We start from the raw sequence: 19,121 nt of genomic DNA, 5'->3' as shown, positions 1-19,121 counted from the left end.
TATCGGTTATCCTTCATAACTGTTCCGCCATTTTAAGAGTTTCCGTTCGAGCATTCTGACCAGCGCATCTGTCAGCTTGCCGACAGCCGCAAAAATGATAATGCCGACAAACACCTTATTTGTCTGTGAAAATTGTCTCGCATCCATAATCATATAGCCGACGCCCTCACTCGATCCCATAAGTTCCGCCACCACAAGACCGAGCCACGCAATACCGAGAGAGAGCCTGATGCCGAGCAGTATATTCGGCAGGGAAGCCGGAAGAATCAATTTCGTCATCTGCTGATACCAGTTAAATTCCAGCACCCTTGCGACATCAAACAGCTTCGCGTCCACACCGCGGATGCCGAGAAACGTATTAATATACACGGGGAAAAAAGCCCCCAATGCGATCAGCAGAATTTTTGAAGTCTCATCAAATCCGAACCACAAAATAAACAGCGGAGTCACAGCCAAGTGCGGAACAGTTCTGAGCATTTGCAGAGACGGATCAAGATAGGCTTCCGTCCGTTTTGAGAAACCGACCAGCAGCCCGAAAACAAGTCCGAGGCCAGCACCAAGCAGAAATCCGGCAGCCGCCCGGTATAAGCTGATCTCTAAATGACCCCAAAGCTCTCCTGACAGAAGAAGTTCCTGAAAAGTCTGCAAAATGATGACAGGTGACGGGAGCACCGTGGCTGAGACGATGCCCAGACTTGCGATAAACTGCCATACTGCGATGACCGCAGCCGGGAGTACAACCCCTTTCATCCATTGATATGAATACCGCCGGGGCTTTGCCGGAGCTTTCTTTTCTGATTGGCTTATTGCGCCGGCAGCCGTTGATGCTTCTGCTTTCATTATTTACCGCCCCCCGTTTTAAGCGCCTTTTGGATAAATGAATTGTCGACAACGTCCTTTACATCAATTTTCTTTTGAATCGCCTTTGTCTGATATTGAAAATCCGCGGTTTCCTGCTGGGCTTTGACTATATCATCATTGATCGGTTCATTGAGAGGCTCAGTATTGTTGAGCACGTTTCTTACGACTGATGGATCAAGATTTTTGATTTTCGCATATAAGGAGACAGCTTCATCTTTATGTTCCTTTTGCCATGTAACTGCCTTATTGAACACTTTCAGAAAACGGACAACCCCATCCGGGTGCTCTTTGGAAAATCCCGTTCTGACTAACGTGAAACCGGGAGAATATAAATCTGTGCTTTCTCCGTTCGCCAACATTTCCGCGCCGTGCTGCAGCGTCTCAATCGACAAATACGGTTCCCAAATGGACCACGCATCAACTGATTTGTTTTCGAAAGCGGAAACCGCCTCATCAGGCTGAAGCTGGATGATGGTGACGTCATCGGCGGAAAGTCCGGCTTTATCCAACGCTTTATAGAGAAAATCAAAGCCGCTGCTGCCTTTGGCTACGGCGATTTTTTTCCCCTTTAATTCTTGCAGGCTCTGAATCCCGCTGTCTTTGTTTACAAGAATGCCGTTTGCTTTTAACCCGTCCTGAGACAGCCCGATCTCTTTAAAATCAATTCCTGCCGCTTGACCGGAAATGACCGGTGAGTTGCCGACCTGAGAAAAATCAAGCTTATCGGCGGCAAGACCTTCGAATTGCGGGGGACCGCTTTGGAATTCGACCCATTTTACCTTTATTCCGTCTTTTTTGAAGGCCTCTTCAAACCAGCCCTTTTCCTTTGCAATGAGAAGCGGGCTTAAACTCTGCTGGATGCCGATCCGGATTTCTTTCACCGTTTTCCCGCTCCCTCCCGCTCCGTGGGCACTGCATCCGGTTAACATCATGACTGCTGCGGCTAAAAGAATAATGGTTTTTTTCACTTCGCTTCGTCCCTTCTATATTCCAGATCCATCCGCAAACCGGAGGTCTTCCGTTTTCTCAAACTCAGAAAGCACCTTCTGCCTGACGTCCTGAAAATCAGCTGACGTACGATTGCGCGGATGCGGAAGCTGAATCGGCATCAGACTGTGCAGCCGGCCGGGCTTTGCCTTGAGAATCGCCAGCTTATCGCCTAAATAAACGGATTCATCAATATCATGCGTGACCAGAATCATCGTCGTTTTTTTCTCGCGCCATATATCAAGCAGCACATCCTGCAAATGTTTTCTCGTAAAGGCGTCAAGCGCTCCGAACGGTTCATCTAAAAGCAGCACCTCCGGCTCACGCAACAGGGCTCTGGCGATGGCGACCCGCTGCGACATGCCGCCGGATAGTTCGCGCGGATAAGCGTTCTCCGCTCCCTGCAGCCTGACAACCTCAATCAGATCATCCACTTTTTGACGAACGGCCGGGTCGTTGATATTGAGGTCGGCAGCAATGTTTTGTTTTACCGTCAGCCAGGGAAACAGCCGATGCTCCTGAAAGATAAATCCCTGCCGGATGCCCGGTCCCGACACATCGCGGCCGTTTATTGTGACAGAGCCTTCATAATCGGTATCAAGCCCGGCAATCAATTTTAAAAGCGTGCTTTTGCCGCATCCGCTCGGCCCGATCACAGTCAAAAATTCTCCCGATGCAATTGACAGTTCAATATCATTCAGCACCGGTGTTTTCCGGCCTTCATGCTCAAATGCTTTTTCTTGTATGCTGATGGTTACAGCCATCTGTCTTCCCCTCTTTTTCTGCCGCATCGCTCGAAAAACAAAAAGGCTCCCATCTCCAATTGCTTGTAGAGATGGGAGCCTTCGGCGGTCCGATCGGCTGCCCGTTTGTTTTTAAATTTGAATATCATGTTAATTCAAATTATTCCGACTTGTCAACTGTTTTTTGTATGAATTAAAATACGCTCTCCGGCATTTACCTGCCAAAGAGCGCATCAGCTGTATCACGTATTTACTTCCTTTTGCGGCCGGGCGATTTTCAATAATGTTCGCGCATTGTTTCCGAAAATTTTTTCTATATCTTCTTCCCGCATATTGATTTCCCGGCAGGTCCTGACTTGCTCCTGAAGATATCTGTATACATATCCCCGCGGAAAACCGTTTGAATCCGTCCCGAAGATAATGCGTTCAGCACCGATTAATTCGGATGTCTTCCGAAACAGAATTTCCAAATCAAGCGGATACGGCATCCACCTCATCCACTGGTTTGAACCGGACGTGTCAATATACACATTCGGGCAGCTCCAGCACAGCTGAAGCAGTTCCTGATAATATCCGGCGCCGAAATGCGGAATGATGAACGGGATATCAGCATACTCTCTCGCGACGCGATAGATGGAGAGCGGATTGATGTTGCGGTGGCTGACAATGCCCCCGGCCCTTCCTAAAAGCCCGAAGTGAATGAGTACAGGCAGCCTTTTATCAGCCAAATACGTCCAAAGCTTTTTCAGCGAAGGATCATGAAAATCGATGTCTGTCAGCGGACCGAACAGTTTATACCCTCTCAAACCGAGCTCTTCAACCGCTCTTTTCAGCTCTTCATACGCATCCTCCCGCTCCAAAGGGTGATATGCAAATCCGGTAAATTTCGCGGGATTGGCTTGAATAAACGCCGCCATCCGGTCATTGCTCTCCGCTGTTAAAAAATTCAGCACATCGATGCCGTACTTATTTAATTCATTCTCCCACTTTGTCATCAAAGGGGTTTCTCCGTCATCGCCATCAGCATCACGCGGATCAGGAAAATCCCAGGTAAGATTCATTCTGTCTGAACGCTCTTGGTTATAATCGGAAAATGTTTTATCGTTTTTGCCGAAATAAAGGCTGTACGGCAGATGACCGTGAATATCGACAGGTTTAAAATGCTGCCGGAAAAGCATACAATCGCCGCCTCCCTTACCGCCTGACAATGAAAAAAGGCCCTTATCCCATGAAGAATAAGAGCCTCTTGTGTCCAAGTCAGCGGTTGCTATTTTTTCTCATCTTAAACCTATTATTCCTGTCAGTCAAGCAAGCTTTCAAAACTCAAATTCCTTATTTCGATAATACAAATAATTATTTTATAATTATTATAAAATAATATTGACTTTTTATTGATAGGTGATATTATATTTTTATAAATCTAAAGAGGTGATCACATGAGTTCAAATAAATTAACAACCAGCTGGGGCGCTCCTGTGGGAGATAACCAAAACTCAATAACGGCCGGCGATCGCGGCCCCACTTTAATACAAGACGTCCATCTGCTTGAGAAATTGGCGCACTTTAACAGAGAACGCGTTCCAGAGCGTGTCGTTCACGCAAAAGGCGCGGGGGCACACGGTTATTTTGAAGTCACAAATGACGTGACAAAATATACGAAAGCCGCATTTCTGTCAGAAGTCGGTAAACGCACACCGCTCTTTATCCGTTTCTCAACCGTTGCAGGCGAACTGGGCTCTAGTGACACAGTGCGCGACCCGCGCGGATTTGCCGTTAAGTTTTATACAGAAGACGGAAACTACGACATCGTCGGAAACAATACGCCAGTATTCTTCATCCGTGATGCCATCAAGTTCCCTGACTTTATCCATACACAAAAAAGAGATCCGAGAACACATCTGAAAAACCCGACGGCCGTTTGGGATTTCTGGTCTCTGTCACCGGAATCACTGCACCAGGTAACCATTCTGATGTCAGACCGGGGCATTCCGGCAACCCTTCGCCATATGCACGGATTCGGAAGCCATACATTTAAATGGACAAATGATAAAGGCGAAGGCGTCTGGATTAAATATCACTTTAAAACAGAACAAGGCGTGAAAAACCTTGATGTCAATACAGCCGCAAAACTCGCGGGCGAAAATCCTGATTACCATACGGAAGATTTATTCAATGCGATTGAAAACGGCGATTTCCCCGCATGGAAATTATATGTTCAAATCATGCCGTTAGAAGACGCAAACACATACCGCTTTGATCCGTTTGATGTCACAAAAGTATGGTCTCAAAAAGACTATCCGCTAATTGAAGTCGGCCGCATGGTTCTGGACCGCAATCCGGAAAATTACTTTGCTGAAGTAGAACAGGCGACATTCTCTCCCGGAACATTAGTCCCGGGCATCGACGTCTCACCTGACAAAATGCTTCAAGGCCGATTGTTCGCATATCATGACGCACATCGCTACCGTGTCGGCGCAAACCATCAGGCGCTGCCGATCAACCGTTCCCGCAATGAAGTGAAAAACTATCAGCGTGACGGACAAATGCGTTTTGACGATAACGGCGGCCGCTCCGTCTATTACGAGCCTAACAGCTTCGGAGGACCGAAAGAATCACCTGAGGATAAACAGGCGGCATACCCTGTATCAGTTTTGGCAGACAGTGTAAGCTATGATCATCATGATCATTACACACAAGCCGGCGACCTGTACCGCCTGATGAGCGAGGAGGAACGCGCACGCCTTGTCGCCAATATCGTCAGTGCGATGGAACCTGTGGAAAAAGAAGAAATTAAGCTGCGCCAAATCGGCCACTTCTACAAGGCTGATCCTGAATACGGCAGACGCGTTGCCGAAGGACTCGGACTGCCCTTACCAAAATAACATCAAGAAACCTGCCGGTCTGTCCGGCAGGTTTTTCCTGTTTATTATCAACAAAACCCGTTTTTTCTCAATTACACAAAGTGGCATGCCGCAAAATGATGAAGCCCTTTCTCGGAAAGCGGCGGACTTTTTTCGGCACATATCTTCTTGGCGGCCGGACACCTCGTTCGGAATTTACAGCCTGAGGGCGGATCAGCGGGGCTCGGAATATCGCCCTTTAACATCACCCGCTCCCTTTTTGCTCCGGGATCAGGAACAGGCACGGCTGATAACAGTGCTATTGTATAAGGGTGAAGCGGTCTTGAAAAAAGCTCTTCCTTTGATGCGTATTCCACAATCGTCCCTAAATACATAATGGCGACCTTTGTACATAAGTGCTCCACCACGCTTAAATCGTGGGAAATGAACAAATATGACAGCCCGTGCTGTTTTTGAAGGCTGCTGAACAAATTGATCATCTGCGCCTGAATGGACACATCCAGCGCCGCCACGGGTTCATCCATAATGATAAATTGCGGCTCAAGCGCCATCGCTCTAGCAATCACGATCCGCTGCCGCTGCCCTCCGGAAAATTCGTGCGGATAACGGTCGATCAAGTTTGCGGAAAGACCGCAGGCTTCAAGAACCTCCGCCGCTTTATCACGCGCGTTCCGCTTCACCGCCAACTGATGCTCGATCATCGCTTCGCCGATGGCTTCTCCGATCCGGCGCCGCGGGTTTAAAGAACTGAAGGGGTCTTGGAAAATGAACTGTGCTTCCGATCTGAATGTTTTCAGCTCGCGCCGATTCATCTGGAACACATCACGTCCCTGAAAAAACACTTCTCCCCCTGTTTTCTCATGAAGCCTTAAAATCGTTTTTCCGATTGATGACTTACCGCTGCCCGATTCTCCCGCCAGGCCGAACACTTCTCCCTTTCCTATCGTAAAACTGACGCCGTCGACCGCTTTTACGGGTTTTTTATGAGTCTTTCTCATTCCCCCTTGTTCCTCATAATATTTTTTCAGTCCCTTGACCTCCAGCAACACATCACTCATCTGCTTTCTCCTCTCTGTAAAGCCAGCACGCCGCCTGATGTCCTTTCCCAAATTCAGTAAAATGCGGGCTCGATCTCCGGCATATTTCCGTGCTGTGTTCACATCGCTCCGCAAAATAACAAGATGATCCGGACAGATCCGCAAGCTCAGGGACCTGCCCCGGGATGGTGTACAGCGTCTCCCTTCGTTGACCGATGACCGGTTTTGCCGCGAGCAGCCCTTTCGTATACGGATGCTTCGGATCGGAAAACATCTCCGCAACCGGTCCTTCCTCCACAATTTTTCCCGCATACATGACAATCACATAATCAGCCATTTCGGCAACCACGCCAAGGTCATGGGTAATGAATAAAATAGACGTGTGAAATTGCTTTTTCACATCCCGCAATAAATCCAATATCTGCGCCTGAATGGTTACGTCAAGCGCCGTCGTCGGCTCATCTGCAATGATCAGTTTCGGATCGCAGCTGAGCGCGACAGCCGTCATAATGCGCTGCAGCATACCGCCGCTCAGCTCATGGGGATATCGGTGCATGACCTGCTCAGCATGAGGGATTTCGACTAACGTGATCAGTTCGACTGCCTTCCGCCACGCCTCTTTCTTACTCAGCAATAAATGTTCGCGTATAGGTTCAGTCAGCTGCTCACCGATCGTAAACACCGGATTCAAAGAGGTCATCGGCTCCTGAAAAATCATACCGATTTCGCAGCCGCGGATTTTCTGCATTTCTTTTGGTTTCAGCTCCAACAGGTTTCTTCCGGAAAAATGCACCGCTCCCCGTTCGATTCTCCCCGTCTCGGGAATAAGCTGCATAATGGACAATGACGCCATGCTTTTCCCGCAGCCGGATTCCCCTACAATACAAACCGTTTCCTCCTCATGAATCGTAAAGCTGACATCATCCACGGCCTTTACTGTGCCTTCCTCTGTATAAAAAGCCGTTTCCAAATGCCTCACTTCTAAAAGCGGTTTTTTCATTTCACTTTCACCTGCCGTTTTACTTTAGGATCAAAAGCATCTCTTAAACCGTCTCCAAGCAGATGAATCGCCACAACGGTCAAAAAAATGGCCGTTCCCGGGGGAATCCACAGCCACGGACGGAGTGTAAAATCCATAAAATTATTCGCCGCTTCCATCATGTTTCCCCAGGAAGGAGTCGGCGGAGCAACGCCAAGCCCGAGAAAACTCAGCGCCGATTCACTCAGCATCGCTCCCGCCACATGCAAAGTCGCGGCTACCAGTAATAACGGCAATGTATTGGGAAGCAAATGATAGAGGATTTTTCGTCTATCACTAAGCCCCAGAACTTCCGCGGCCATCATAAACGGCTGCTCCTTCAGCGACAAAATCTGTCCGCGCACAAGCCGCGCCAGACTGGGCCACCCGATCAGACTTAACATCATCATAATCAAGTACATTCTGTATTCAGAAGGCACTTTCCATTCCGACATCACCGCAGCTAAAATCAAAAGCAGCGGCAGACCTGGGATAGACATGAGCATATCAGCAATGCGCATAATGATCATATCAGCGGCTCCCCGATAAAATCCGGCCGCTGCTCCGAGCAAAGAGCCGATGACAAGTGACAGCACCATTGAAGCAAGCCCCACGGTCAGAGAAATCTGCCCCGCCAGCATCAGCCTCGTCAGCACATCTCTCCCGTACTGGTCGGTCCCCAGCCAATGATGAATCCCGGGATGCTGATTGGCATTAGAAATATCCGTCCGATCTGTTATGTACGGAGAAAAAGACGGCCCGATAAAACACAATAAAAACATAAAACATAAGAACAGAAGACTGATGACCGTCAGCTTATGATGCAGCAGGCGGCGGTACGTCTGCTTCCAAAGCGAAGGCGGCGTCCCTTTCTGTATTTTCATCCGTGAATCCCCCCTATTTCAGCCTGACTCGCGGATCAATCGCGGCATAAGCGATATCCGCCAAGAAGTTCCCAACAATCGTTAAACAAGACAAAAACAAGGTAAACGCCATCAAAACCGGGTAGTCCCGATAATGCACAGATTCCAGCTGAATACGGCCGACACCCGGCCACCCGAAAATCTGTTCAATAATGATGGCCCCGGAAAACAATCCCGGCAGTTCAAAAGCAAGCAGGGTGACAGCCGGAATGAGCGCATTTTTCAACGCATGCTTCCAAATGACAGTGCGCTCTTTCAACCCCTTCGCCCGCGCCGTTCTGATATAATCCTGCCTGATCACATCAAGCATCCCGGAGCGGAAATATCTTGTCAGCGAGCCGATGCCGAGCATAGATAAAATCACAACCGGGAGAATCATATGCCTGGCGGCTTCAAGCACGTAAGAAAAACCAGAACTCGTGCTTCCGGTATCAATCATCCCTCCGACGGGCAGTATTTTTAAATCCACTCCAAACCATTTAATAAACAGAAGGCTGATAAAAAAAGACGGGAATGCCATGGAAGCAAAAACAAGAAACGTTACGATCCCGTCAAACCATGAGTATTTCCTGACAGCGGATATGACACCCGTTATCATCGCGGCAGACCATGTGATAAGCAAAGCCAGAAACGCGACAAAAAACGAATTCCAGACATATTTCTGAAGCAGCGACAGGACGTTTTCCTGATACTTCAAAGAAAACCCCAAATCTCCGCTGAACACATTGCCGAGCCACGTCACATAACGCCGCCAAATCGGCTGATCCAGGCCGTAAAGCGCTTTTAGCTCCTTCGCTCTTTCCGGAGTCAAGTTTACATTCGAATCAATATAATCGCCCGGCAGCATGGCGAATAAGAAAAAAATAATAAAGGACGTACCGAATAAGATCACAAGCATTTGTATGAATCGTTCTGCGGCATACCGTTTCACAAAAAGCCTCCCCCTTCCGCTGAAAGGGCAAAATACCCAGGATGCACCGGGTATTTTGCCTAATTGTTTTTATTGAATTGAGACCTTTGAGAGACTTGAACTGATTCCCGAATAATTGTCAGGCTCAAGCCCTTTTATTTTTCCGCTGACAGCCCTTGCGCTTTGACGGTAATGGATCAGGATGTAAGGCGGATTCTCCCCGAGCTCCCGATACAGCTGGTGATAAATCTCTTTTCTTTTGCTGATATCAAGCGTGCCGGCCCCTTCCTCTATCAGCCGGTCCGCTTTCGGATTGGAATATCCCGTCACATTATTGGGATGGCCGGAAGCCAGCTTTTCCACCGTGTCATTCGGATCAAGAATCTGCGATGTGGAGACGGCGGCAAGATCATACTGTTTATCATTTATTTTCGCTACCTCTGTATTAAAATCCATCACTTCCGGTTTTAATGAGATTCCGATGTCCGCATAATTTTCTTTCGCGATCGGGATGAAATCATCATCCGCTTTAGAGGTGTAATAGCTGATTTCAAGCTTTTTGCCGTTTTTTTCACGCACGCCGTCTTTTCCCGTTTTCCAGCCTGCTTCATCGAGAAGCTTCTTGGCTTTTTCCGGGTTAAACGTGTACGGATTGACACCTTTGTCATCATAAGCCCACGAAACCGGAGACACCGGCACATTTGCGACCTCTCCGTAGCGTTTAAAGCGGACATCGACGATTTTTTGACGGTCTAGCCCGTAAATAAGCGCTTGGGACACTTTCTTGTCTTGTAAAGGCGGACGCTTATGATTGACGTACACAAGCCCGTAATCATTCACGACAGATACGCTGATATTCGCAAAACCGAGGCTTTTTAAATGCTCAACCGTATCATCATCAGGTGAAAAAGAAGCGTAATCAAGGTCACCCGTTTCAAACAGCTGAAGGGAAGTTGACGGATCGATAATTTTATAAATCAGCTTTTCTGTTTTCGGTTTTCCGGAATAATAGTGTTCATTGGCCTGATAGCGTATTTCCTGTCCCGGAAGGTATTCTGTAAATTGATAAGGCCCCGCTCCGAGCGGTTTGGCATAAAGCTCTTTTAAATAATCCAGTTTGCCGAATTGATAATTCTTTCCGTAGTAGGCTTCTGACAGCACCTGCCCTCCCAAAAGAAGCAGCGACTTCGCACTGACTTTCTCGGTCGTGATTTTAATGGTTCTGTCATCAAGGACATGAATGCCCTCTATCGTCTTTGCTTTTCCTTCTTTATAAGCCTTACCGCCTTTAATATAAGCCGTGGTGATATCTTCATAGCCCGCGTATGCGGGATCATGCAGCAATGTTAAAGTGAATGCGACATCCTTTGCGGTCAGCGGCGAACCGTCGCTGAAAACGAGATTTTTTCTTAGACGGAACGTGTAGGTAAGCTGATCTTTGGAAATCTTCCAGCTTTCCGCAAGAGCCGGTGCGGGCTTCCCCGTTTTATCCAGTTTGACTAACGGTTCAAAAATAGGATCTGTCGCATTTCCGTCCCAGCCGTTTTCATAAAAGTACGGCAGAAATACCCCGCCCGGCGCGGATATCCCCGCAACAAAAGTGTCGGTTCTGGCTTTCGATTTTGCGGGAAGCGCCTCAGGATGAGAAGCTTTGAATTCTTTTGTTTTGACATGGGCGATACGTGTTTCTTCCTTTTTATCCATTGCAGAAGATGCTTCTTCTCCGGCACTTCCTAACGCGCACCCTGATAACATGAAGGCTACAGACGACGCGAGTAAGATGCCCGTTGTTTTTATCTTCAATGTGTTCCTCTTCATTTTGATCGGACCCCCGCATGCTTTTCATCTATCTTTATATAAATCTGCTCCATCTGTTCTTGATTCCTCATAATCTCCCGTTTGTTTTTCTCTACAAGCAGTTCGAAATTCAATGTGTGTTTTCTGTACTTTTTTCGCTTTTTACTCTTTTTGCGCACTTGTGTTGCCTTTTGTAACGCCACTTTTCATCCCTCCGCTTTTCATTCAATGGCTTTTACGCAAAAAAGGCCCTTATCTGTTTACAAGATAAGGGCCTTCGGTGATCCGATCAGCCATAGTTTGGAAATATGTAATGATTATGTTAATTCATACAATCCCTACCTGTCAACTATAATTTTAAATAACGTTTCCTCCCGGGGGTTTTCCTCATACACTCTCTTATTTTTCCGCATATGTTAGAAAAAATAGCAGATTACGAGTGAAAGAGAGTGAGAGTATGGAAAAGACAACATTGACCGGGCGCATCGTCAGAAGGGATGATCCGGACTATAACGAAGCAAGAACCAATATCAACTTAAGCCTGCAGCGATATCCAGACATCATTGTGTTTTGCCAAAACAAACATGATGCCGTCAATGCGCTGAAATGGGCGCGTGAGAATAACGTACCTTTCCGGATCAGAGGCGGAAGACACAGCTACGAGAATTTTTCCCTGTTAAATAACGGGCTTGTCATTGATCTCAGTGAAATGAAGAAAATAAGGGTAGATAAGGATAAGCGGCTGGTCTCGATTGAAGCGGGTGCCGAATTGGGAGATGTGTACCGGACACTCTGGCGGTACGGCTTGACTCTTCCCGCGGGAACCATCGCAAATGTGGGAATCACGGGGCTGACGCTTGGGGGAGGAATCGGATATTTAACAAGGTCTGCCGGCCTTACTTGCGATCGTCTCCTCCAGCTCGAGATGATCATAGCAGACGAAAAAGAGGGTGCCGAATTGATCACAGTCAACCGCGCAAAGCACTCTGATTTATTTTGGGCGTCTCAGGGCGGAGGCGGAGGCAACTTCGGCATTGTCACATCCATGATGTTTAAAGCCGTGCCGATTTCGTACGTGACTGTTTTTTCTGTCACTTGGGGCTGGGATGATTTCGATGGAGTATTTAATACGTGGCAGAACTGGGCTCTTTTTACAGATAACCGCCTTACTTCATCAATTCAGTTTTGGCCTAAGGAAGTCAACCGCATAGAAGCGCTCGGCCAATTTATCGGGACAAAAGATGAGCTGAAAGAACTGCTGGCTCCGTTAATGAAAGCGGGAAACCCGACAAGCGGCATGGTCAAGACAGTTCCGTTTATTAGAGCGGCAGCCTTTTTTAACAGCCCGGGAGGCAATGAGCCGCAAAAGATGAAGCGGTCAGGATCCTTTATTGAAAAACCATTGTCAACACGCGCAATTTCCGCTTTAAAATACTACTTGCAGCACGCTCCGAATAAAAACGCCAGTGTCTGGCAGCAATCTCTCGGCGGGGCGGCCGCACGGATCGCTCCGGATCAAACGGCATTCTACTATCGCAATGCAATCATTGCTCAGGAATATATAACAAACTGGACGTCTCCTGAAGAGGAAAGACAAAACGTCCGCTGGATCGAAGGGCTGAGAACGTCTCTTTCAAGAGAAACGATGGGGGATTACGTGAATTGGCCTGATATAGACATCAGAAACTGGCTGCGAACATATTACGGAAGAAATGTTGACCGCCTCCGTCAAGTCAAAACGGAGTATGACCCGGAAAACGTATTCCGCTTTGAGCAGAGCATTCCGCCGCTTCGCCGGTCACCGTTTTTCTAAAAAGATGAAGATGGACACACTCCATCTTCATCTTTTCTTTTTATTGATATAAACGGCTTCCCTTTTCTGCAAACTCTTTTGCTTTTTTCTTCAATCCTTCATTGACGGCCTCGTCTTCAGTCAGACCGTTTTCTTTCGCATAATCGCGAATATCCTGAGAAATTCTCATGCTGCAGAACTTCGGACCGCACATCGAACAGAAATGAGCCGTTTTTGCGCCTTCAGCCGGCAGCGTTTCATCATGATATTCCATTGCTCTTTCAGGATCAAGCGACAAATGAAATTGATCGCGCCACCGGAATTCAAACCGCGCCTTAGACAGAGCGTCATCACGGATCTGAGCACCCGGATGCCCTTTGGCAAGGTCTGCGGCATGTGCCGCAATTTTATACGTAATGACTCCCTCTCTTACATCATCACGATTCGGCAGTCCCAAATGCTCCTTCGGCGTGACATAACAAAGCATCGCCGTCCCGTACCAGCCGATCATCGCCGCGCCGATCGCAGAAGTTATGTGGTCATAACCCGGAGCAATATCAGTCGTTAATGGCCCGAGCGTGTAAAAAGGTGCCTCTTTACAAATTTCCAGCTGCTTGTCCATGTTTTCCTTAATTTTATGCAACGGCACATGGCCCGGTCCTTCAATCATCACTTGCACATCATGCGTCCATGCGATTTCCGTCAATTCTCCGAGAGTCTCCAATTCAGCAAATTGCGCTTCATCATTGGCATCCGCAATCGAACCGGGACGCAGCCCGTCACCAAGAGAAAAAGCAATATCATATGTCTTCATGATTTCACAGATTTCTTCAAAATGCGTGTACAGAAAGCTTTCCTGATGATGAGCAAGGCACCATTGCGCCATAATCGCCCCGCCGCGGGAGACGATCCCCGTCGTGCGTTTGGCCGTTAACGGGACGTAACGAAGCAATACGCCGGCATGGATGGTGAAATAATCCACGCCCTGCTCCGCCTGCTCAATCAGTGTGTCACGATAAATTTCCCACGTTAAATCCTCGGCAGCGCCATTTACTTTTTCAAGCGCCTGATAAATCGGCACCGTCCCCACAGGCACGGGGGAATTGCGGATGATCCATTCACGTGTCGTATGAATGTCTTTTCCCGTCGATAAGTCCATCATCGTATCGGCGCCCCAGCGAATCGCCCACGTCATTTTTTCGACTTCTTCTTCGATAGAAGATGTAACAGCCGAGTTGCCGATATTTGCATTGATTTTCACATGAAAATTCCGGCCGATAATCATCGGCTCGCTTTCCGGATGGTTGACGTTAGAAGGAATAATCGCCCGGCCGCTCGCCACCTCTTCCCTGACAAATTCGGGAGAAACATGCTCGCGTATTGCGATAAACTCCATTTCCGGCGTAATAATGCCCTTTCTCGCATAATGTAATTGTGTTATGTTTTTCCCTGCCTTGGCCCGCCGCGGCTTCCGCTGTAAACCGGGGTATTCGGCAGTATGATCTTCTTTTTTATAGCCGTTATCCTCAGGCTTCACAGTCCTTCCGGCATATTCCTCTGTATCGCCGCGCCCGGTTATCCACTCTGTGCGGAGCGGCCTCAGGCCTTCATGAATATGAATCTGTACATCCGGGTCTGTATACGGTCCGCTCGTATCATAAACACGGACCGGCGGATTCTCCTCTTCACCGAACGCCCCCGTTGTTGCACTGAGGCTGATTTCACGCATCGGCACTCGTATGTCAGGCGAAGAACCCTTAACATAAACCTTTTTACTGCCTGAAAAACTCGACATAATAGAAATGTTCGCTTGCTGTACTGATTGATTTTGCATACAAATCTCTCCTTTATCATTTGAATAACAGAACCAAGCTCAGCACCAGCACAAAAAACCGGGTTCTCTATAGAACCCGGTTTTGCAGTCAGAAAGAAACTATTATTGTTTCATCAACAATAATAAAACCTTTACTTCCCCACGCTGGTACGAACCAGATCAGGTCCAAAGGGTTAAGAAGCCGCCGCTTCTCTCTCAGCCCGCTCAGACGGGCACCCCCAGTAACTATGAATTTCGGTTTCATCGTAACATAAGTTGCATACAAAAAAAAGTATATTATTAAAATTCAGATAACGAAACGGTCTTAAGCTCTGTTTCCCTAACGCCTTCTTCGGTATCAAAAACCCGATACCCCTTTGCCGTTTTCCAGGAAGAGACAGCTTGGAACAGCTGACCGTCTTTATAATGCAGCGCAGCGCCGTCATCAGCGGCATAGCCCTCCCGGAGTTTCTTTTCTGAAATCAGACGGTGATACGCCGGTCTGCGCTCCGCCTCTCCGTTATAGTGAGGACAAAAGCTGCCCGGCAAAAACCCTAAAGCCCGCAGCTCTCTCAAATCTCCCGCTGAATCCGTCACACCTTCTTCAAACCAGCAAATCGCCCCGGCGCTGAGACCTGCCAAGATGATGCCGCTTTCCCAAGCCTCACGAAGAATAAGGTCAAGCCCCCACTCTTTCCATAAGACAAGCATATTACGGGTATTGCCGCCGCCGACATATATAATATCCTTCTTCATGAGAAAAGATCTGAGGTCAGAACGAGGCGGTTTAAACAGCGACAAGTGATCCGGCTCACACTCCAGCTTATGAAAGGCCTGATAAAACCTGGCGATATAATTCTCCGAATCTCCGCTTGCCGTCGGCAAAAAACAAACTCTCGGCTCTGATCTCACCGACTGCTCCAAAATATATTGATCCAGCACAAGATGATCCGGCTCCATGGAAAACCCCCCGCCGCCCAATGCAATAATCTGCTTCATCGTCCTCACCTCTTTTTTCTCAAGTATAACTTAAAAAGGCGTTATCCCATTCCGGATGCCGCCTTCAAATTATTTCTTTGTTATCTGAAAAATGAAAAGACACCGTATAAAACAACGGAGATCCCTGCAGCGATAAGCGCCGGAACAAGCTTCGAACGGGCATACTTCACAACATCGATCCCCAAAACCGTACAGGTTGTCACCGTATTATCACTGAGAGGGGAAGCAAACGCTCCAAATGTTCCGCTGGCAAAAACGGCCCCAATCGCTAATAATAAGCTGGTATGCGACTGAACCGCCAGCGTCACGCCGAGCGGCATTAAAAGCCCCCAAGTCCCCCAGGATGATCCGATAAAATAGGATATAACCGCTCCAAGTATGAAAAGAGATGGCGCAATAAACATATGTGGGATCCATGACGTTAAATGAGAAGTAACATATTTCGAAAAACCCAGATCCTCAGATACTGCTGTTACGGCCCAAATCAGCGATAACATAATTATAACGTTTACCAATTCGTTTCCGCCCTTAATAAAATGCGTCACAAGCTCGCTTGCGTGAAAACGCTGAAACATAAAAAGAGCAAATGCTGCAATAACCGCTGCCAATAAAGCGGTTAACATGACGCCAAGCATATCGCTTTTGATAAAAGCATTCAAAAACCCTTGTGCTTTTGAATGGCCGTCCCACCAGCTGAGAAACAGTGTTAACAGTAAAAACAGCCCGATTGGAATGATTAAATTCCACGGCCGAATCGGTGTTTCCTTAATATAAGCACGGTGCGCCGAATCTAACTCCTCCTGCTGGTCAGCATGTACATCCCCGCTCTTTTCGAACATCCCCGTATGTCCTCCGTGAATATCCGGGATCGTCCCTGTTTCCATGTTAAATGAGCCGGAGCCTTTTGAAAGCAATACACCGCTGTTCTGCGGAATCGGTTCCGTATGTTTACTATGTTCCCGAGAAGGAATTTGTCTGTTCCGTTCTGTTTTTTCCAAGCTTTCATCCTCTTTTTGTTTCTTAAAAAAGCAGTAATAAATACCGACTAAAATAATCACAATGGAGAAAAAATTGAAGGGAATACTTTTCACATAGACCGTGTAAGCCGGCTGATCTATCCCTGACGTTTTGAGGGCCTGTCCGATAATGGAAACCATGTACCCGACAAATGCCGTTGCTACCGGAATCAAGGCAATGACCGGGTTTGCCGTAAACTCAATAGCATACGCAATTTTCTGTTTTGACAGGTCCAGACGCTTGCTTATCGCTTTCATGATCGGCGCAATTGTAACGATGCGAAAGTCCGGTTCGCTGAATGTGCCAAATGTCGACAGCCATGCAAGCAGCATCGCGCCTTTTTTGGTTTTAACCTTTTTACTGATCAAATGGACGAACCCTTTTATCCCGCCGGTTAACTTTATAATCCCCACAAGGCCGGCAAATGAATATAGAAAAACAATGATTCTAATATTATTGATTACGACAATGTTGCTGATCAAATAATGAACCATATGCTCAATCCCGCCAAGCAAGCTCGGATGTAAAAGATAACTTCCGACCAGTAAACCGACAAACAGACCGGACTGTACTTGCTTTGTAATGATTGAAATAGGAATGACCAGAATAAATGGGATAAGGCAAGCCCAAGTACCTTCCATAAAAAACACCTCTTTCAAAGAACTTTTTGTTAGTATCTTTGAAAAATACGGATTTATACAATCCGCAGGTGTATCATGTTTTTATACAACAAAAAAGGCTTCTACATTATGTAGAAGCCTTTGTATACCGGTGGCCGGGGTCGAACCGGCACTCCAGAAGGAACACGATTTTGAGTCGTGCGCGTCTGCCAATTCCGCCACACCGGCATGTAATGTCGTGTTCAACCGACGTATATAAATATAACATGCATTTTATAAAGTGTCAACGGTTTTAGTAAAGTTTTTTTGATGGTAATGCTGTATACACACGAAATAAGGAGATACCTATATTTATAGTCTTTACGTTTTTATTATAAAAAAAGTGATCTGCAATATGCAAATCACTCTCATATGTGTTTTATAATGTGAAGTTTGATGACCAATTTAACATGATTCGTCCAAAGTTAAATTGGTGCCGAGGGCCGGACTTGAACCGGCACGGTAGTCACCTACCGCAGGATTTTAAGTCCTGTGTGTCTGCCAATTCCACCACCCCGGCAAAAGAAAGGCGACACCCGGATTCGAACCGGGGATAAAGGTTTTGCAGACCTCTGCCTTACCACTTGGCTATGCCGCCGTAATTTGGAGCGGAAGACGGGATTCGAACCCGCGACCCCCACCTTGGCAAGGTGATGTTCTACCACTGAACTACTTCCGCAGTATACACAAGAACTCAATACATCTTATGCAGTTATTTAAAAAATGCAACTGGGCTAGCTGGATTCGAACCAACGCATGACGGAGTCAAAGTCCGTTGCCTTACCGCTTGGCTATAGCCCAATGATAATATGGGGCGATTGATGGGAATCGAACCCACGAGTGCCAGAGCCACAATCTGGTGCGTTAACCACTTCGCCACAACCGCCATAATCTGAAGATGAGTAAAAAATATAGTGGCAGGGGCAGTAGGAATCGAACCCACACCGGAGGTTTTGGAGACCTCTGTTCTACCGTTAAACTATGCCCCTATTGATAAGATGGTGGAGGGGGGCAGATTCGAACTGCCGAACCCTGAGGGAGCGGATTTACAGTCCGCCGCGTTTAGCCACTTCGCTACCCCTCCATCATTTAGAGTGCCGGCCAGAGGACTTGAACCCCCAACCTACTGATTACAAGTCAGTTGCTCTACCAATTGAGCTAGACCGGCAAATGGTGGCTCGGGACGGAATCGAACCGCCGACACACGGATTTTCAGTCCGTTGCTCTACCAACTGAGCTACCGAGCCTTTTTTTATAAATGGCGGTCCGGACGGGACTCGAACCCGCGACCTCCTGCGTGACAGGCAGGCATTCTAACCAACTGAACTACCGGACCATTTTTATTTTTGGTTGCGGGGGCAGGATTTGAACCTGCGACCTTCGGGTTATGAGCCCGACGAGCTACCGAACTGCTCCACCCCGCGATGATAATGGTGGAGGATGACGGGCTCGAACCGCCGACCCTCTGCTTGTAAGGCAGATGCTCTCCCAGCTGAGCTAATCCTCCATCATATAAGTGACCCGTACGGGATTCGAACCCGTGTTACCGCCGTGAAAGGGCGGTGTCTTAACCGCTTGACCAACGGGCCCTGGTATTTTTCATTTGTTATGTATTAATAATTAGTGGCGGAGAGCAAGGGATTCGAACCCTTGAGACGGGGTTACCGCCTACACGATTTCCAATCGTGCTCCTTCGGCCACTCG

General features: G+C 47.6%; 15 protein-coding genes, 15 tRNA genes and 1 riboswitch (1 of these 31 only partly in view). Of the genes, 2 read left to right on the top strand and 28 right to left on the bottom strand.

The window, feature by feature from the left end:
• Positions 1-6: 6 nt before the first annotated feature.
• From ACW5MY_RS04735 to ACW5MY_RS04720, 4 genes are all read right to left on the bottom strand, one after another.
• Entirely contained in the window at positions 7-843 is an 837-nt protein-coding gene (locus ACW5MY_RS04735; RefSeq protein WP_088030491.1) for an ABC transporter permease, read from the bottom strand.
• Positions 840-1,829: an aliphatic sulfonate ABC transporter substrate-binding protein gene (locus ACW5MY_RS04730; RefSeq protein WP_014469938.1), complete on the bottom strand. Its 990-nt coding sequence runs from the start codon at positions 1,827-1,829 to the stop codon at positions 840-842. Before ACW5MY_RS04730 ends, ACW5MY_RS04735 begins: the two co-directional genes overlap by 4 nt.
• Positions 1,830-1,844: 15 nt before the next feature.
• Positions 1,845-2,612 (bottom strand): ABC transporter ATP-binding protein, encoded by a 768-nt coding sequence (locus ACW5MY_RS04725; protein ID WP_013351600.1) that lies wholly within the window; start codon positions 2,610-2,612, stop codon positions 1,845-1,847.
• A gap of 221 nt (positions 2,613-2,833) precedes the next feature.
• The gene (locus tag ACW5MY_RS04720; protein ID WP_013351599.1) at positions 2,834-3,769 is read right to left on the bottom strand and encodes an amidohydrolase family protein; all 936 of its coding nucleotides are present in this window, start codon (positions 3,767-3,769) and stop codon (positions 2,834-2,836) included.
• A 258-nt stretch (positions 3,770-4,027) separates the two neighbouring features.
• Here ACW5MY_RS04720 and katA point away from each other — a divergent pair, with 258 nt between their 5' ends.
• The gene (gene katA, locus ACW5MY_RS04715; protein ID WP_289394231.1) at positions 4,028-5,473 is read left to right on the top strand and encodes a catalase KatA; all 1,446 of its coding nucleotides are present in this window, start codon (positions 4,028-4,030) and stop codon (positions 5,471-5,473) included.
• A 71-nt stretch (positions 5,474-5,544) separates the two neighbouring features.
• On the opposite strand, the gene ACW5MY_RS04710 is transcribed toward katA, so the two are convergent.
• From ACW5MY_RS04710 to ACW5MY_RS04685, 6 genes are all read right to left on the bottom strand, one after another.
• Positions 5,545-6,510, bottom strand: a complete 966-nt coding sequence (locus tag ACW5MY_RS04710) for an ABC transporter ATP-binding protein (protein ID WP_013351597.1) — start codon at positions 6,508-6,510, stop codon at positions 5,545-5,547.
• Complete coding sequence (locus ACW5MY_RS04705; protein ID WP_013351596.1) at positions 6,503-7,489, bottom strand: ABC transporter ATP-binding protein; 987 nt, start codon at positions 7,487-7,489, stop codon at positions 6,503-6,505. Before ACW5MY_RS04705 ends, ACW5MY_RS04710 begins: the two co-directional genes overlap by 8 nt.
• Positions 7,486-8,391, bottom strand: a complete 906-nt coding sequence (gene opp4C / locus ACW5MY_RS04700) for an oligopeptide ABC transporter permease (protein ID WP_013351595.1) — start codon at positions 8,389-8,391, stop codon at positions 7,486-7,488. The genes ACW5MY_RS04705 and opp4C overlap by 4 nt, the downstream gene beginning before the upstream one ends.
• A 13-nt stretch (positions 8,392-8,404) precedes the next feature.
• A complete protein-coding gene (locus tag ACW5MY_RS04695; protein ID WP_013351594.1) occupies positions 8,405-9,361 on the bottom strand; it encodes an ABC transporter permease in 957 nt (318 codons plus the stop codon).
• Positions 9,362-9,430: 69 nt separating this feature from the next.
• Positions 9,431-11,158: an ABC transporter substrate-binding protein gene (locus ACW5MY_RS04690; RefSeq protein WP_289394230.1), complete on the bottom strand. Its 1,728-nt coding sequence runs from the start codon at positions 11,156-11,158 to the stop codon at positions 9,431-9,433.
• The gene (locus tag ACW5MY_RS04685; RefSeq protein WP_065980997.1) at positions 11,155-11,340 is read right to left on the bottom strand and encodes an FbpB family small basic protein; all 186 of its coding nucleotides are present in this window, start codon (positions 11,338-11,340) and stop codon (positions 11,155-11,157) included. The genes ACW5MY_RS04690 and ACW5MY_RS04685 overlap by 4 nt, the downstream gene beginning before the upstream one ends.
• Positions 11,341-11,594: 254 nt before the next feature.
• On the opposite strand from ACW5MY_RS04685, the gene ACW5MY_RS04680 reads away from it, so the two are divergent.
• Positions 11,595-12,950 (top strand): FAD-binding oxidoreductase, encoded by a 1,356-nt coding sequence (locus ACW5MY_RS04680; RefSeq protein ID WP_462061686.1) that lies wholly within the window; start codon positions 11,595-11,597, stop codon positions 12,948-12,950.
• Positions 12,951-12,990: 40 nt separating this feature from the next.
• Here ACW5MY_RS04680 and thiC read toward each other — a convergent pair whose 3' ends face one another.
• From thiC to ACW5MY_RS04590, 18 genes are all read right to left on the bottom strand, one after another.
• Entirely contained in the window at positions 12,991-14,763 is a 1,773-nt protein-coding gene (thiC, locus tag ACW5MY_RS04675; RefSeq protein ID WP_289394229.1) for a phosphomethylpyrimidine synthase ThiC, read from the bottom strand.
• 119 nt (positions 14,764-14,882) lie between these two features.
• Positions 14,883-14,993: riboswitch (TPP riboswitch) on the bottom strand.
• A gap of 49 nt (positions 14,994-15,042) precedes the next feature.
• On the bottom strand, positions 15,043-15,741 hold the full coding sequence (locus ACW5MY_RS04670; protein WP_014471629.1) for a Type 1 glutamine amidotransferase-like domain-containing protein: 699 nt from the start codon (positions 15,739-15,741) through the stop codon (positions 15,043-15,045).
• An 80-nt stretch (positions 15,742-15,821) separates the two neighbouring features.
• Positions 15,822-17,399 (bottom strand): Na+/H+ antiporter NhaC family protein, encoded by a 1,578-nt coding sequence (locus ACW5MY_RS04665; RefSeq protein WP_014469936.1) that lies wholly within the window; start codon positions 17,397-17,399, stop codon positions 15,822-15,824.
• A 125-nt stretch (positions 17,400-17,524) separates the two neighbouring features.
• Positions 17,525-17,606, bottom strand: a tRNA-Leu gene (locus ACW5MY_RS04660).
• 242 nt (positions 17,607-17,848) lie between these two features.
• Positions 17,849-17,937, bottom strand: a tRNA-Leu gene (locus ACW5MY_RS04655).
• 7 nt (positions 17,938-17,944) lie between these two features.
• Positions 17,945-18,015, bottom strand: a tRNA-Cys gene (locus ACW5MY_RS04650).
• Positions 18,016-18,021: 6 nt separating this feature from the next.
• Positions 18,022-18,096, bottom strand: a tRNA-Gly gene (locus tag ACW5MY_RS04645).
• Positions 18,097-18,146: 50 nt separating this feature from the next.
• A tRNA-Gln gene (locus ACW5MY_RS04640) sits at positions 18,147-18,218 on the bottom strand.
• Between the two features lie 9 nt (positions 18,219-18,227).
• Positions 18,228-18,303 (bottom strand) — tRNA-His (locus ACW5MY_RS04635).
• A gap of 29 nt (positions 18,304-18,332) precedes the next feature.
• Positions 18,333-18,406, bottom strand: a tRNA-Trp gene (locus ACW5MY_RS04630).
• Positions 18,407-18,416: 10 nt separating this feature from the next.
• Positions 18,417-18,501: transfer RNA gene (locus ACW5MY_RS04625), tRNA-Tyr, on the bottom strand.
• A gap of 11 nt (positions 18,502-18,512) precedes the next feature.
• Positions 18,513-18,585: transfer RNA gene (locus ACW5MY_RS04620), tRNA-Thr, on the bottom strand.
• Positions 18,586-18,588: 3 nt separating this feature from the next.
• Positions 18,589-18,664, bottom strand: a tRNA-Phe gene (locus ACW5MY_RS04615).
• 12 nt (positions 18,665-18,676) lie between these two features.
• A tRNA-Asp gene (locus ACW5MY_RS04610) sits at positions 18,677-18,753 on the bottom strand.
• Between the two features lie 11 nt (positions 18,754-18,764).
• Positions 18,765-18,841: transfer RNA gene (locus ACW5MY_RS04605), tRNA-Met, on the bottom strand.
• A 7-nt stretch (positions 18,842-18,848) separates the two neighbouring features.
• A tRNA-Val gene (locus ACW5MY_RS04600) sits at positions 18,849-18,924 on the bottom strand.
• 10 nt (positions 18,925-18,934) lie between these two features.
• Positions 18,935-19,006: transfer RNA gene (locus ACW5MY_RS04595), tRNA-Glu, on the bottom strand.
• Between the two features lie 35 nt (positions 19,007-19,041).
• Positions 19,042-19,121 (bottom strand) — tRNA-Ser (locus ACW5MY_RS04590); it runs 11 nt beyond the window's last position.

Source organism: Bacillus sp. Bwzl_19 (assembly GCF_054900515.1).
Note: the sequence above shows the minus strand (reverse complement) of the source record. Positions and strands in the feature narration are given on the sequence as shown.

Coding starts and splice junctions, on each gene's coding strand:
- ACW5MY_RS04665 (WP_014469936.1), bottom strand. CDS start 17,399: ATGGAAGGTACTTGGGCTTGCCTTATCCCATTTATTCTGGTCATTCCT.
- ACW5MY_RS04680 (WP_462061686.1), top strand. CDS start 11,595: ATGGAAAAGACAACATTGACCGGGCGCATCGTCAGAAGGGATGATCCG.
- ACW5MY_RS04710 (WP_013351597.1), bottom strand. CDS start 6,510: ATGAGTGATGTGTTGCTGGAGGTCAAGGGACTGAAAAAATATTATGAG.
- ACW5MY_RS04725 (WP_013351600.1), bottom strand. CDS start 2,612: ATGGCTGTAACCATCAGCATACAAGAAAAAGCATTTGAGCATGAAGGC.
- katA (WP_289394231.1), top strand. CDS start 4,028: ATGAGTTCAAATAAATTAACAACCAGCTGGGGCGCTCCTGTGGGAGAT.
- ACW5MY_RS04690 (WP_289394230.1), bottom strand. CDS start 11,158: ATGAAGAGGAACACATTGAAGATAAAAACAACGGGCATCTTACTCGCG.
- ACW5MY_RS04670 (WP_014471629.1), bottom strand. CDS start 15,741: ATGAAGCAGATTATTGCATTGGGCGGCGGGGGGTTTTCCATGGAGCCG.
- ACW5MY_RS04720 (WP_013351599.1), bottom strand. CDS start 3,769: ATGCTTTTCCGGCAGCATTTTAAACCTGTCGATATTCACGGTCATCTG.
- thiC (WP_289394229.1), bottom strand. CDS start 14,763: ATGCAAAATCAATCAGTACAGCAAGCGAACATTTCTATTATGTCGAGT.
- opp4C (WP_013351595.1), bottom strand. CDS start 8,391: ATGAAAATACAGAAAGGGACGCCGCCTTCGCTTTGGAAGCAGACGTAC.
- ACW5MY_RS04705 (WP_013351596.1), bottom strand. CDS start 7,489: ATGAAAAAACCGCTTTTAGAAGTGAGGCATTTGGAAACGGCTTTTTAT.